The organism is Nocardia sp. CA-151230 (assembly GCF_050942175.1).
In the GTDB taxonomy this organism is placed as follows: Bacteria; Actinomycetota; Actinomycetes; order Mycobacteriales; family Mycobacteriaceae; genus Nocardia.
On record NZ_CP192061.1, the window covers coordinates 994,349 to 1,008,173 of the forward strand.

Annotated in this window: 10 protein-coding genes; 7 read left to right on the forward strand and 3 right to left on the reverse strand. The window is 63.3% G+C overall.

Going from position 1 to position 13,825, the window contains the following annotated elements; all coding sequences use genetic code 11:
- Positions 1–24: 24 nt before the first annotated feature.
- Positions 25–888, reverse strand: coding sequence for a hypothetical protein (locus ACQP1O_RS04300; RefSeq protein ID WP_433564593.1), 864 nt, complete (start codon positions 886–888; stop codon positions 25–27).
- Between the two features lie 262 nt (positions 889–1,150).
- On the opposite strand from ACQP1O_RS04300, the gene ACQP1O_RS04305 reads away from it, so the two are divergent.
- From ACQP1O_RS04305 to ACQP1O_RS04330, 6 genes are all read left to right on the forward strand, one after another.
- Entirely contained in the window at positions 1,151–8,881 is a 7,731-nt protein-coding gene (locus tag ACQP1O_RS04305) for an ADP-ribosyltransferase (RefSeq protein WP_433564594.1), read from the forward strand.
- Between the two features lie 31 nt (positions 8,882–8,912).
- Positions 8,913–9,308 carry a hypothetical protein gene (locus ACQP1O_RS04310; RefSeq protein ID WP_364605524.1) on the forward strand — a complete coding sequence of 132 codons (396 nt, stop codon included), beginning with the start codon at positions 8,913–8,915 and terminating at the stop codon, positions 9,306–9,308.
- Between the two features lie 40 nt (positions 9,309–9,348).
- Positions 9,349–9,804, forward strand: coding sequence for a hypothetical protein (locus tag ACQP1O_RS04315; protein WP_433564595.1), 456 nt, complete (start codon positions 9,349–9,351; stop codon positions 9,802–9,804).
- Positions 9,805–9,823: 19 nt separating this feature from the next.
- On the forward strand, positions 9,824–10,213 hold the full coding sequence (locus ACQP1O_RS04320; RefSeq protein WP_433564596.1) for a hypothetical protein: 390 nt from the start codon (positions 9,824–9,826) through the stop codon (positions 10,211–10,213).
- Positions 10,214–10,232: 19 nt separating this feature from the next.
- Positions 10,233–11,288 carry a hypothetical protein gene (locus ACQP1O_RS04325; protein ID WP_433564597.1) on the forward strand — a complete coding sequence of 352 codons (1,056 nt, stop codon included), beginning with the start codon at positions 10,233–10,235 and terminating at the stop codon, positions 11,286–11,288.
- A gap of 161 nt (positions 11,289–11,449) precedes the next feature.
- A complete protein-coding gene (locus ACQP1O_RS04330) occupies positions 11,450–11,797 on the forward strand; it encodes a DUF397 domain-containing protein (RefSeq protein ID WP_433564598.1) in 348 nt (115 codons plus the stop codon).
- A 9-nt stretch (positions 11,798–11,806) separates the two neighbouring features.
- On the opposite strand, the gene ACQP1O_RS04335 is transcribed toward ACQP1O_RS04330, so the two are convergent.
- Both ACQP1O_RS04335 and ACQP1O_RS04340 read right to left on the reverse strand, forming a co-directional pair.
- A complete protein-coding gene (locus ACQP1O_RS04335; RefSeq protein WP_433564599.1) occupies positions 11,807–11,983 on the reverse strand; it encodes a hypothetical protein in 177 nt (58 codons plus the stop codon).
- A gap of 481 nt (positions 11,984–12,464) precedes the next feature.
- Complete coding sequence (locus ACQP1O_RS04340) at positions 12,465–13,169, reverse strand: hypothetical protein (RefSeq protein ID WP_433564600.1); 705 nt, start codon at positions 13,167–13,169, stop codon at positions 12,465–12,467.
- Between the two features lie 152 nt (positions 13,170–13,321).
- Between ACQP1O_RS04340 and ACQP1O_RS04345 the strand changes: the two genes are divergently transcribed.
- Positions 13,322–13,705: a hypothetical protein gene (locus tag ACQP1O_RS04345; RefSeq protein WP_433564601.1), complete on the forward strand. Its 384-nt coding sequence runs from the start codon at positions 13,322–13,324 to the stop codon at positions 13,703–13,705.
- The last annotated feature ends 120 nt before the right edge of the window (positions 13,706–13,825 follow it).

The window sequence follows — 13,825 nt, forward strand, 5'->3', positions numbered from 1 at the left end:
GGCGTCGGCCGGGGTGGGGTTAGCTCAGAGTTCGCGGGAGCTTACGTAGCCCTCGTCGGTAATGCGCAGAGCATCCAGCGTCGCCGTCGGGCTGCCCGACAGAACGACGTCCCAGCCACCGTCGATGCGCTGCGGGGCGAAGCCCATGGCCCCGATATCCACGCCGGCACCGATCAGATACATCCGGATTCGGCTCGATGCCTCGGCCGCGGACATCCCGCCCGGAGCCGCCGCGTGCACAGGCCATGGACGGCGATCGAAAAACCCGAGGCGTTCCGCCTCGCGTTGCCGGTTCTTCTCGCTGTGCCGGTAGTGGTCGGAGGTGTTCGTGAACGGTATCCGCCAGAGTGCCGGGCGCTTGGCCCAACCGTAGAAGTAGGGCCCGCCGGTCACCTGCAATCCCGCGGTGATCAGTCGGGAATCCTTCGGCTGAACGAGCGTGATGATGCCGCTGTGCCAGGAACCGTCGGCCAGCCGAACACGGCAAGTCCTGCGGTGGGTCGCGGTGCGGTTCTCGATCTCGCCGACGACATCGGAGGGCATCGCGGCGAAACGGCTCACCAGCTCATCGAATTCCGCTGGTGGGCCCGAGAATCCGGCGGTGATCTCGTGGAGGCGGCCGTTGGATCCCTTGTCGACCCGGTTGAACCCCTCGCCGACGAAGGCATTCGCGCTCCAGGTTTCGGAGCCGTCACCGTCGGCGGTGAATCCCGCGCCCTCCAACAGCGAGACCAATTCCGAGGCACGCCTGCGCCCGTGCGCGATGACGGCCGCGGCCTGTGCCTTGCCGATGGGCTTCAGCGTCGAGGAGACCCCGCCCCGATATCCGGTGCTCTCCTCCGGCCCGACCACGGCGATGCCGTGCGGAATGAACCACAGTGATCGCACGGTGACACTCCTTCGGTGGCGGCTGTCCCGATTCCGTTGCCGACCCTAGCCGATCGATAACGGCGGTCGCTTTCCCAGTTGATCGTCGGCGCGTTCTGTGGCAGCGTGTCGCGAGATCGTGAACTGTCCGCGCGCCGAATGCGCTGCAGGACAGCGAATCAGCAATGCAGATCAGCGCGTATTCGGGGGCGATAGTGGGGTCACGGGGGTGTCTGATTGAAGCCACCGCTGCGCGAGTGATTCTCGTCGCAGGCGGTCCGCGATGATCTGGAAGCCGCCCGCGGCGGGAGGTCTCGGCTGGCTCGTCGGCATGAAATGGCCCGAAGGCAATGAAGACCTCATGTGGGGGATTGCCGACGACTGGACCGGTGCCGCGAAGGATATGCGCAGTATCGATGCCGACATCGATGCCGCGATCGCGGCGGTGCGCCAGGCCTATCCGACGGGTGACGGCGGCGACAAGATCATCGCTCAGCTGTCGGACATGCGGACCGGCAACCAATCGATCGACAAGCTCGCGGACTGGTTCGACACGATTGCGGGAACCGCGAACAACACCGGTACACAGCTCGAATACACGAAGCTGATGTTCTACACGACGCTGATCACGCTGGCCGCGGATATCGCGGCGGCGTGGGCGTTTCCGCCCACCGCGCCGATGGCCGAGGGCGCGATCATCGGCGTCGGCCGGATCACTGTGCGGATCCTTACCCGGCGCGCGATCGACTTCCTCGGCAAGGAAGCCGAGAAGGCCGGTGAGATCGCGCTGAAGAAGTTCATTCTGAAGCAGGTACTCATCGGTGGTGCGCTGGGTGGATTGCAGGACGGTGCGATCCAGGCCTATCAGAACGAATTCGGACGCCGCAACGGTATCGATTACAAGCAGTTGGGGTTGTCAGCGGCAGGTGGTGCTGTCGGTGGTCTGATCGCCGCTCCCGTCGGCAAATACGTCCCGAAGATGCTGCTGAGCCCGCTGTCGAAGGACGTCGCCCAGAAGATGGTGACGCAGAAGGCCGCCAACTTCATCGGCGGTGGAGTCGCCGGTGGTGTGGCAGGTCTGGGCGGTTGGGTCGTCAGCGGTGGTGTTACGCACAACTGGGAATTCGACCCCCGTGTGGTCACCGCGGGTATCGCGGGAGGCACGCTGCCCGGTGTCGCCCACGAAGTCCCGTCGCCCTGGAAGGGCGGCGAGCCGAAGCTGTCCACTGCGGGAGTCAAGACCGACGGCGCTCCGTCGGGCATCACTGAGCAGCACAAGACGCCTGAGATCGAAACCGGCAAGCCGTCGATCGGTGAGCAGCCTCATCAGACGCCTTTGTCCGCCGAGAACGCAGGTCGAGATGGTGCTCCGGCGGCCGAGCATCCCCAATCGGTGGAGCCGAAAGCGCAACTGACCGATCACGGGAACCAGCACGAAACTCCGGCCGGCGGGCGGCAAGCCGCACCGAATGCGCAAGCGCAGGTGCACAACCCACAGGTTGTCGAGGCGCGTCCGGCGGACGGTCCGCAGGCCGCCAACACCGGGCAGTCACCGGCTTCGACTGATCAGCGTCAGGTAACTCCCGCGGGCGCGCCGCGCGCCGAGACGCCCGGTGTACTGCGCACCGAAACACTAGCTGCGCTGAAACCCGAAACACCGGTCACCTCGAATACGGCGCGTGCCGACCTACCCGGATCACAGACCCCGCAGGCTGCCGAACCGAGAGCCACGGCCGCCCCGGCACGCGATGGCGGTGCCGCGCTGACTACGATGAGTACCAGGGCCACCGGGCAGGACGTTCCCACTCGCGTGGGCGAGCACACGGATCTGAGCCAGTCCGCGCGGACAGCGGAACCGGCGGCCGGCCGGCCGGACGGCAGGGATCTGGTGGGGGCCGGTAGCGGTCCGGCTTCCAGAATCGGCGCGCGACCCGAGAATCCTTTGGGCGGAAGGGAACCGCGGCCCGATGGGCAGTCGAATCATCCGTCCGGGTCTCCGACAGAGCACAACCGGGGACCCAACGACCAACGCGGCCCGAATCACCCGGCGGCGGGTCCGGCACCCGACCCGACGGCCACCCATACGACGCCGCCGCACGATTCCACGCCCGCGCACACGCTCCCGCGGGACCCCGAACATCCTGTGCTGCCGAAGGATTCGCCGGTCACCGAGGCCGAGCACGCGCACGTTCGTGAAGCCTTGGATCGCCTGGGCCCGGAGGCGACGCCCGAACACCTTGCGCACGAACAGGACAGCTCTGTCGCGGCCGCGCACGACCGAGCGACCGAGAACCACGAGTGGTGGCACTCGCTCACCCCGGAGCAACAGGACGCCATGCTGCGCGTCCACCCGCACGAGCTCGGCAATGCCGACGGCGTCCCACCGCACATCCGAGACGAAGCCAACCGCCTGGCGATCGCGCGCGACATCAACCAGGTACGCGAACAGAATCCGCGGGTCGACAACTTCCTCACCCGGTTCACCGATCCGGAGAGCGTCCGGCAGTGGAAGAACCTGCGGTCCACCGTGGAAGCCCTCGAGCACGCGGACGATCTGGCTCGCAGCTTCGCGGACAAGAACGCCGGTCACGAGCCGCCGGTACAGGTGCTCTCCTACGACTCGGAGGCGTTCGGCGGCGAGGGTCGCGCGGTAGTCGCATTCGGTGATACCCAGCACGCGTCCACCGTTTCGTTCCACGTTCCGGGTATCACGACCACGGTGCGAAGTCTGGGAACGAACCTGGACAACGCCTTCAACCACTACCGGGCCACGTCGGAGAACAGGGATCCCGCCGAGGTCGCGTCTATCGCGTGGATCGGTTATGACGCGCCGAGCGGATTCCCGAAGATTCTGCGCGAGATGACCGACGCGCGGCTGGCTTCACGCGGAGGCCAACTCCTCGCCCGAGATGTGGCCGCGTTCAGTCAATCCCGTCGCTCGGACGCCGCCCTGCCCGGTGGCTCGCCGACACCCGACGTGCACCTGTTCGGCCACAGCTACGGCTCCACCACCACGGCCTTCGCGGGCGCGGGCGGGCGCCTGTCCGGCGACATCTCCACCATCACGCTGCTGGGATCGCCCGGTGCGGGTCCGGTGGGGCACGCCGCGGATTTCGGCATCGGCGCGCACAACATCTTCGTCGCCAGTTCCTCGCGCGATCCGGTCACCTGGATCGGCGCCAACACACACGGCGAAATCAGTCGCATGCCACCGGGTCTCGGCAACGGCCTGGGAATGGACCCCGCCATTTCGGCATTCGGCGCCAACCGCATCGCCGCCCAATCCCCCGGCGGCATACACACACTCAGCGGCATCTCGACCCACACGGGCTACTACAACTACCTGGACAAGGGCGCCACGGTCCCGACCGAGTCCCTGCACAACTTCGCCCGTATCGCCAATGGCGAGAGCCCCCACACCCTGCCCGAATACCCGCGCCCGGGCCGCGACGACCTCAACGCGTGGCAGCGCAACGTCGGCTCTCTACCCCACGACCCGGCGGGCTTCCGTGCTCCCGAACCCAATGTCCACCAGGGCGAACACCCTTACGGCTACGACGATCTGGTCAACCAGCACCGCACCCAGGACCCGGCTCCGGTCGCTCGTGAACGTACGCACTCCCAGGTAAACGACTGCGGCCCCCAGGCCCTCCGCCAGGTCCACGAGCTAACCGGCAACCCCGACGTCCACGTCCCCGAAGACGCCCACATCGCCGACCACGGCATGACCGCGGCCGAACTCGAGAACGCCGCGGGCGCCCACCTCGACCGCCACGAAACCCTGGGTTCGATCGCCGACCAACTCCACCGACTAGGCGACGGCGCGACCGCCCTCGTCGTCGACGAATTCCACGGCCCCACAGACGCCAACGACATCGGCGCCCACGCCTACACCATCACCAACGACGGCGGCCGACTAGTGGTCCACGACAACGCCGTCCCCGGCGGCCCCCACTCCTTCCCCCCGGACCACACCAACGTCAAATCCACCCACGCCATCATCTACGACTCCCACGGCAACCCGGTACATCCGCTCGAACGAACCCCTGAGACCACTCCGGCGAATGTCCGCGATACTCGCCCGGAAGCCCGTATAGGCCAGCCGGATTCACGCTCCGAACCCGCGCATCAAGGGCAGCACCCCGAGCCCCAGCACGAACCAATCACCCCCGAATTCACCCATCCGACCGATCATGAGGTCGGTGGTCCCGCCCACGATTCGATCCGGCGTTTCGACACACCTGACGCTGCTCGCCGCTATGGCGAGGAGATACTCGGTCCTATCCGAGACATGATGTCCGGCCCTGAACTACGTGAGCTGCAGGTATACACCAAGAAGTCTTGGATCAATGAATTCTTGCGCGCGCCGGACCCGGTGAAGTTGCTCACCAAGCTTGGCGAGGACGAAGTCCACTACGGGCAATTGATGCGGCTCACCGGCGGCAGCCCGATGATGCCGAAGATCGAAGTGCTCGAGCGATTGCTTGCGGAGCATCCCGATCCTCGCGATCCGAATCTCGATCCGCCCCTGCGCGCTGCGATCGACAGCATCCTCAACGAGGACAATCCGCACGCTCGGCTCCAGGAGCTGTGGCGTAACTCCGGCAAGCTGCCTTCGATGCGTGAGTATTTCGGCGGTGACCCGACGATGGATATCCTTCGATCTCAGGTCGCTCACCTCGACCAAGCAACGAATCGTCCGCTCCCCGAGGGAGTGGAGGTTTCGCGCGGTATCAGCATGAGGAGTCTCGACCGTCTCATCGGACCCGACGGCCGGCCACTGAACGGTCGTAATCCAAAACTGCTGAAGGGCACGGTCCAGGACGACCACGGCTACATGTCGACCAGTCTGGGACCGACCCCGCCTCAAGAATTCAGGCTCAAAGTCCGTATGGAACTAGAGGTTCCGGCTGGGTCGAAGGGCGCGTGGGTCGGCGACAAGGGACTGTCCGGACCTGAGAACGAACTCATCCTCCAGCGTGAATCCCGCTTCCTGATCACAGATGTCATCGAGGATCCGCAAGGCGCGAGATACGACGATGGGTACGTCGACTACCTGGTCAAAGGAACCCTCGTACCGGCGGATTACGTCCACGAGCCGCACGTCGAAGTCACGGATGCCCACGATCCGAACTCGACGACGGACAAGCCCGAAGCGGATCCGGTTCATCCTCCGACGGACGGACCCGACGAAGACCACGTTCCCTTTCGGCTGGGCGACGAGACGCAGCATCCGGTCGAGCCGGAGCACCCGCAAGAGGCTCCGCATGCCGAAGACAACGGACCCGAACATGTGCCGACCGATCCTGCCGATCGACCCTCGACGCTCACACCGCATCTGGCCGACCGCTTCAACGAGATGCATGAGCGCATCGCCGACATAGCTGCCGCCTACAACGATCCGACTCGCACCGCCGAACTACCCGGACTACGACTCGGACTCGGCGACCTGATGGACAAACTCGGAATGCTCGACCGCTCGACAGCGGTGACTGCGATGCGACTGTTCAACGAGTACAACCCCGAGTTCGCGAAGTATCTGAATGAAAACTATAAGGCCCTACTGCCACACCCATCGGACGTTGAAAGTCATGGCGCGGTTCCGACGCACACGACTGAGCACCCTCCAGAGGTCGCCGATCATACCGAGCCATCCAAAGAACATTCGTCAGCTGACGAGCCGAACTCGGAACCCGCTCACGAGTTGCCGGAAGCCGGTGCTCCATCGGAGCTCACCCCACACGAGCAAGATGCATTGCACCGCTACACCGACCCCGACGCGGGCGTCTACGCCGATCTGAACAAGCGTCTTCGCAGTGGCGCTGACCTGGATCCCCATCAAGCGGAACTCGCAGATCATATCTCCTCGGCGCTCGATAAGCTTCCTACCTTCGAAGGCACGGTATGGCGAGGCACAAACCTCTCACCCGAGGACCTCGCTCGCTACGTGAAGGGCGCCACAGTTCGTGAGCCCTCATTCACTAGTACCTCGACCGACCGCAACCGAATCTTCACCGGCAATGTCGAATTCATCATGCACTCGACGAATGGTCGTGAAGTCAGCCCGCTTTCGGCCCGTCCGGCTGAGAAGGAGATCCTGTTCGACCGCAACGCGACGTTCGAAGTCCGAGGCGTGGTCCACGACCCCAACGCCAACCTCTTCGGCGTCACTCGCATCTATCTGGTCGAAACCACCAGCCACACAGCCATTCACGAAACTTCGCCGGAGCATGCCAACACCCATCCCAGCGATAGCGAGGCTACCCATGCTCCGAACACTCGAGACCTGGTCCCCGAGGATCCTCCCGTCCGTTACGGAACCGACCGCACCTCACTAGGCGATTCCCCCGAAGTCGAGCGAGTCTTCCAAAACCTCCGTAACGAGGGCGAACACGATGTAATCCTCCACGGCGACCGCTTCGGCCGCCCCACCGCCGACGGCGGCCACGAGATCGACCCGCAAAAGGTCGTAGAAGCAATCCGCAACAACCCGGACTATGTACCGGGGACCCCGGTCCGCCTCATCTCCTGCCACAGCGGAAACGAAATCGGCTGGGCCCAACACATCGCTCATGAACTGGGTGTCCCGGTCCGGGCCCCGTCCGATCTGGTCGGTGTGAGGGCTCACCCGGATTCTCCAGCGGTCGTCCACAACGAAGGCACTTGGAAGACCTTCCACCCGGAAGGGCCGGGCGGAAGAACCCCCGAACCCACCGTCCACCAGCCGGATCCCCTTGTCGACGCGGCCCTGCCCAGAGGCGGGGACACCCGAGATGGCTGGGACATTCTCGGCAATGAGACAGCGGATGAGCATTCGGGTTCGCCGCACGATGAGCATCCGAGTTCGCCGCACGACGAGCAGTCTGATTCGCCGCACGATGAACACGGGCTCGACGGCGATTCGGCCTCTTCGAGGTACGCGGACCTCGAAGACGATGTGATCATCGATTCGGGCGATCCGAAGTACAACGAGCGATTCGTGGAATGGAATCGCCCTAGTCACCGCCCCCCGGATCCCGAGAATCCGCACGCGCCGCGGCGGCCGCTCGATGTGCACGAAGAGATCCGAGCGCCACACCGTGACCGTGATAATGTGCCGGACGGCAACACGGAGCCTGACAGACTTCGGCCGGATGAGAGCCCGGATCCGATACCTGAGCCGCTGCGTGACTTGGCCGGGGACGGCGGGCTCCACCCGTGGACGGAATACCCTGTGGTCAACCAAAATGGCACTCGCACAACATTTTTAACCGACGGTGATGGTGTCGTCAAATGGGTTGAGGCTGCTCCTGGTGCACGTGATATGGCCGTCGATGGCAAGGGAAAATGGTCTGGATTCAACCCCGACCTGAGCTTCCCATTGCTACCGGACGTTCAATATCAGGTTCCAAATTTTCATAACAATGAGAAATTACTGAACTTCCATACCGACGAGCACGGCCAGACGGATCGACTCACTGGAGATGTCGAAGCGCGGGGGCAGGACAAGAACCATCGCGACGACGACAGCAAGAAAGGCGCGCAGAAGCGTGCCAACCAGGAAGGGGAAGCTGCCTTCCCGAAGAACCCGCCCGGGCGTACGCTGACGCTCCTTGAACGAGCGAAGGCTCGTATCAAGTGGGCGGGCGGGCACCTGCTCGCGAATGAGCTCGGTGGTCTTGGTGAATATCTGAACATGCATCCGCAGATGGCAGCATCGAACTCCGGAAATGATCGAGACGGATGGGTTCATGCTGCATCGTGGCGGGCAAAGGAGAACCAGCTCGTCGAATTCGCGAGTCAGGATCATCAGGATATTCGAAACTATCAGGTCAAGATGATCAGAGAAGCCGACGGAGTTCCGGCTTCGGTTGTCATGCGCTGGCAAGAGGTTACCTACGCACGCAATTCCGACGGCACCGTGCAGCTTGGTTTGAACGGTAAGCCCGTGGTGGAGTCGGTGGTTACCAAGGAACGAGCGTTCTCGAACAAGGAGGCGAACTTTGGACCAGCCACCCCATACAACGGTCGCTGAGATCTGCGCGATAGTGGAGCGTTCGGCGCCAGTGAGCTGGGCGCGCCTTACCCTGCAGGTCTGGGCGAATGTGATGTCGTACGAAGTCGCGGTGTCCGCGCAGGATGCCAACGGCAGGTCCGCGGGCGAGGTGAGCCAGCCGGCGGTGACCGATCTGCTGGTACGGCTGCGGAACGAGATGTACGAGCCTGATCGTGGAGCTTGGCTCTCCGCGAGGTTTGTGCTGAATCGTGGGGAAGAACCAGATATCTCGTTCAACTATGACGATGATCCACAGTGGTCACCTGACTTGCATCCGCTGATGTACGCGCGCGACCTGGAAGTGTATCCACGTGCGGAGCAGCATGTTCCGCAGTGGTTGCAGGATCGGGTGGCGTTCGGCCTGGAACTGGAACGCCAGCATGAGGCCGACGGCGATACACAGTAGGGTGTGCATTGATGATCGGTTTCCGAGGAGGACTTGCCTGATGTCGAACCAGCCGTTGAACCCGATGGAACAACAGGAGAAGCTGTCGGACATCACATTGGAAATACTCGAGACCCTGCCGATGGGATGGACGCGCTTGATTGTTCGCGGTCGGATTCTCGGTCGGTACGCTGAGCGTGAGAGTGGGGTGAAGATGCCGGATGGATCTGTGCAGGGCTTCTCCTTCCCGCCTACCGCATGGCGAAAGTTCCAAGATTTACGGGACGGTATGTACACCCCTGGTCTGGGCACCTGGGTCGAGTTCGAATATGTACTGGATCCGCCCGGCCGGTTTGTTATCGACTACAACCGTGACCAACTTCCCCGATTCAGTAAGAAAGGTCCGACGAGCAGCGATTTTGCCCTCGAGAACGAGTGGTATCCGCGCACGGCCGAGCACATGCCCGAATGGTTCCACCATGGATTGGGCACGCCTTCCTCGGAACATCTCGGCTGATGCACACAGGAGTGTGGTGGTGATCGGTCTGAAGCCCGTTGGTATCTACCAGGAGATGTACCGAAAAGCGCGGGAAGGGCTTCCGTCGTTGCGAGATTCGTACACCGACCAGGTGGTTGGGGAACGAGATCTGGTAGTCGCCTATATGAGGTCGGCCACGCCGGTCTTCGACGTACCGGCGGATGTCACGGATCTGGTCGATGTTTCCCAGACTATCCGTAACGGTCCATCACTGCTTTCTGACGGAGAGTGGATCTGGCGCATCGACTCGATCCATTATCTCGCGAACTACTCCCTCACAATTCCGTCTGCGTTCCTCGATCACGTGCGCGCGCAAAACTACCGTCCCGCAACCGATGTCGACGTGTCTGACGCAAAGTTCGACGCTGCGATTTCTGCGTACTTCTGAACGAACTCAGGACTCCGCCATGACGCTTCCGCCTTGGGTGACCCCGCCGGATGAAACCGACGACAGCGAGATCGACAAGAAACTCGCGGCGAGACTGGGTGTCACCGTCGACCAGTTGCACGAGATCGACCGGCAGATGGCCGAGGATGTACGTGCCCGCGACGCTGTTCCGCCTGCGGACCGAATCGTCGACAGCAGTCCAAAGTTCAATGAGGGTTTTGGGCCCGACAACGCCGCGGACACCGCACAGTCCGGCGAGATCCGAGCCTCCGCCACGCCCCCGCCTCTTGTGTCGGCGGACGACGCGATGGCGCCGAACTACGACGCCTGGACGCGTCTTCCGGTGTTTTACTTTCCGATCACGGTAGGCGACACCCTGATCGGCTACCTGTGGGGGTCACAGGACGGGAAGTCCGCGGGGTTCTTCCGGAACCTCGCGTCCGCGGTCGATCGTGTGAAATTCGCTGTGTACTGGAACAATCGGCTCGAAGAGACCTACGGTATGGGGCTCACCCCGGCGGAGGCGATCGAGTATTGGCGTGGAAGGCCTGGGGACCCCCAACTCGGTGCGATCGCTGGTGACGCGGAGCGAGGTGAGTCGCGGACTATCCAGGAGTTGGCGCTGCGCTTGAATCCCGATAAACCGTTGGGCGATGGTCCATGGGTCCAGGACGGCACCTTTCCAAGTGGCAGTCCGGAGGATCGCTCGGAAGGATTCAGCGCGATCGCGCCTTCTCCGACAACCACATACCCCGAGGAAACCGCTTCGGCTGTCATTTATCTGCCCGTCAGTCTGAAAGGCACGATCGTCGGGTACGTGTGGGCGTCGACGAGTGACGATGCCGCCGGGTACATCCCGCGCACCGCGGTCGGCCACACGGGCTTCGTTGCGGGGGGACTGTGGCGCTCACGTCTCATCAATGCACATATGGCTGGTCTGTCGGCGCTCGATGCGGTTCGGCGTTGCCGGTCGCTACCAGACAATGCCCCTGGGACATTCGGTGTGATCGAGCCGATTCCGGAGCAGGAGGCGCCCACGCTCGCCGATCTCCGCCGGCTCGCCGATCAAGATTGACCGCTGCGAGAGCTGCGGCCGCGACATGGGCGCCGTGAAACGGATCGATCGGACCTACGACCCACCAAATCTCCACCGGTGATGATCTGGCACTGTCGAAAAGTGAATCCGCCGAACTGATTCGGAGCCGGGCGGTCGATTGGAAATAAGGGAGTCGGCGTATGGCCCCGGTCGCAGGTCGCCTATGGCGTAAGTCCAGCTACAGCGGAAGCAATGGGGGCCAATGTGTCGAGGTATGCGTCACCGCGCAGACGGTTCTGATCCGCGACAGCAAATACACCGGTCCGAGTGAGCCCCGGCCGATCGTCTCGGTACCGGGTGCTCTCTGGCCCGAGGTACTCGACGTAGTGCTCGCGGGGAGCTCAGCTACGGTCGGGGCGGAGCTCGATATCAAGGTGGACGCCGCCGGCGGCGCGAGTCTGACGGACAGCCGCGGCAGTCGGTTGACATTCACCGCGGGCGAGTGGGATGCGTTCATGAAAGGCGTTGCGGACGGCCAGTTCCGATAGGTTTGGCCGCTATTTCACCGGCATCGTGGTGGTCCACTGGCCCTTGCTGTCGGCGATCGTCGCCTTCGTGAACATGCCCTGACTCGGGTCCGAGAGCACGACCCAGGCGTGGAGGGTTTCGTAATTGCCCGCGGCGCAGGACGGATCGCACTTGTTCACGTGGTAGGTGCCTTCGCCGACCGCCACGTCGGATCCCCAGACTTGCCCGGGTAGTGACCCCGTTCCGGCGATGGTCGACCAGGTCTTGGATCACGCTCGTCGAGTCGTACCGAACCACCCGCAGTTGTTCCCGGGACACGAAAATCCGCCCATGCTCGAAGAGCTCCAGCCATTTGCCGGAATTCCGCTGCCCGTAGAAGAGCCCGTGCACAATCGAAAACAGCGCCGCCAGCCCCACGATCAGCGCGAAGTACATCGCTGCTTCCAACAACTCGACTCGCACGGCGAACCCCACCACCGTCAGCGCGACCAGCCCGACGAATATCATCCCGAGTCGTCCGATGCCGCGCCAGTCCATCGTGACCGCGCCGTAGGTCTGAACGTGCCTCCCCAGACCCGCCCGCACAGCCGCTTCCGAAATGCGCTGTGTGTCATCGGTTTGCAGGCCTGGCTGCGTCATGATTCCCCCTGTCGTCAAACGTTCTTCCAACGATGGTGCACGAGCGTGTCACCCGCGGTATTGACCACCGCTATTGAGCTGCGCCGCAGCCTGGTTGACGGCTGTGGCGAGCTCGGTCATCAGTCGTATGACTTCCAGGTAAGCGGCGGAATCACGGGGGATGGTGCCGCGGATCCAGCAGATCAGTACTCCATCGTTCACGCGAATGCGCGCCGTAGGGGCAATCTGGACGATCGCGTACGCCGTCTTCTTGACGGGGAGCGTCAGTAGCTGCCGGACATGATCAGGGCTATTGGGGGTCAGACCGAGGTACCAGCGATCGAATTCCGCGTCACCGCTGGAGAATCGGCGGTGTTCGACCGATTTCTTATTGAACTCGAGAAGCCACTCCCCCTGGGTCGACAGGAGGTCCAGCCGGTCCACCGTGGGATCGACGCCTTCGAGCAAGGCCGCGGTGTGTCGCCAGGTCTTGATCGTATTGAGGTACATGGTCTCGTGCTCGACCAAGAATGTGGTGAACGGGAAGCATAGGGCCTGACCGTGGATGGGCTCCTGGTATTTCGCCTTCGAAGGGTAGGGGCACAGCCCGACCTTCGCGTGTTGCTCGCGCCAGACCTCGGTGGGCCAGCTGGGCACACCACCCATCGCGACCGCCATCGCCGCATGCGCCTCACGGTTCTTCGCAGTGCCACTGATCGCCAGCGCACCCCACGCCACGACGATAACCACCCCGATGACAATGGCAATAACCATGAACTCCCCCTGTAATCAAGCGTCCATCAACCGCCCGCAGCTTAGTCACCGCCCGGATACGCCGCTATTCGACAGCTATGTCCGCTGGCCAGCGGCCCTGCGCCTGCCCGGCTAGGATCGTCTGAAACGTGTCGGGGTGGGAGGTTCCAAGGGTGAGTGCCGAATTCGACGAGCTTCCAAGGCTCGCGCGCGTCTATGACCACCGCGACGAAAACGGTCGCCCGGTCGCAGTCAGGGCGTCGCTGCCCTCACACCTGTGTGACCGGCTCCTCGCCTACCTCGACTCCGCCCCGATAGTCCTGGCCGCCCGCAGCTTCGAGGTCGACGAATTCATCCCCTCCGTCCGTGACGTGCCCCTGACTTTCCGTACCGACGGCGTCTGGATCTGGTCCGGCGCGGTATCCCACTACCTACGCAAGCACGCCTTTCCGCCAGACCCAGAGCTGGTGCGCCACATCATCGCTCGTGACTTCCAGTTCCGCGAGGTCAGTCCGGAGGAGAAAAATCTCGCTGTACGCGTGATCACCACCGGATGACCACAATCTCCCGCCGGTGGTACGGTCGGGCCGTATCGTCACCGGGGGCTGGGTAGCGCAACGCGGTGTAGTCAAAGTCGTATCAGTGTTGGGTCGCAACGCTGTTGGACGGGGAGGGAG

Bases quoted from the DNA above. Each gene is read 5' to 3' on its own strand.
- ACQP1O_RS04305 (WP_433564594.1), top strand. From the start codon at position 1,151: ATGATCTGGAAGCCGCCCGCGGCGGGAGGTCTCGGCTGGCTCGTCGGC.
- ACQP1O_RS04315 (WP_433564595.1), top strand. From the start codon at position 9,349: ATGTCGAACCAGCCGTTGAACCCGATGGAACAACAGGAGAAGCTGTCG.
- ACQP1O_RS04325 (WP_433564597.1), top strand. From the start codon at position 10,233: ATGACGCTTCCGCCTTGGGTGACCCCGCCGGATGAAACCGACGACAGC.
- ACQP1O_RS04330 (WP_433564598.1), top strand. From the start codon at position 11,450: ATGGCCCCGGTCGCAGGTCGCCTATGGCGTAAGTCCAGCTACAGCGGA.
- ACQP1O_RS04340 (WP_433564600.1), bottom strand. From the start codon at position 13,169: ATGGTTATTGCCATTGTCATCGGGGTGGTTATCGTCGTGGCGTGGGGT.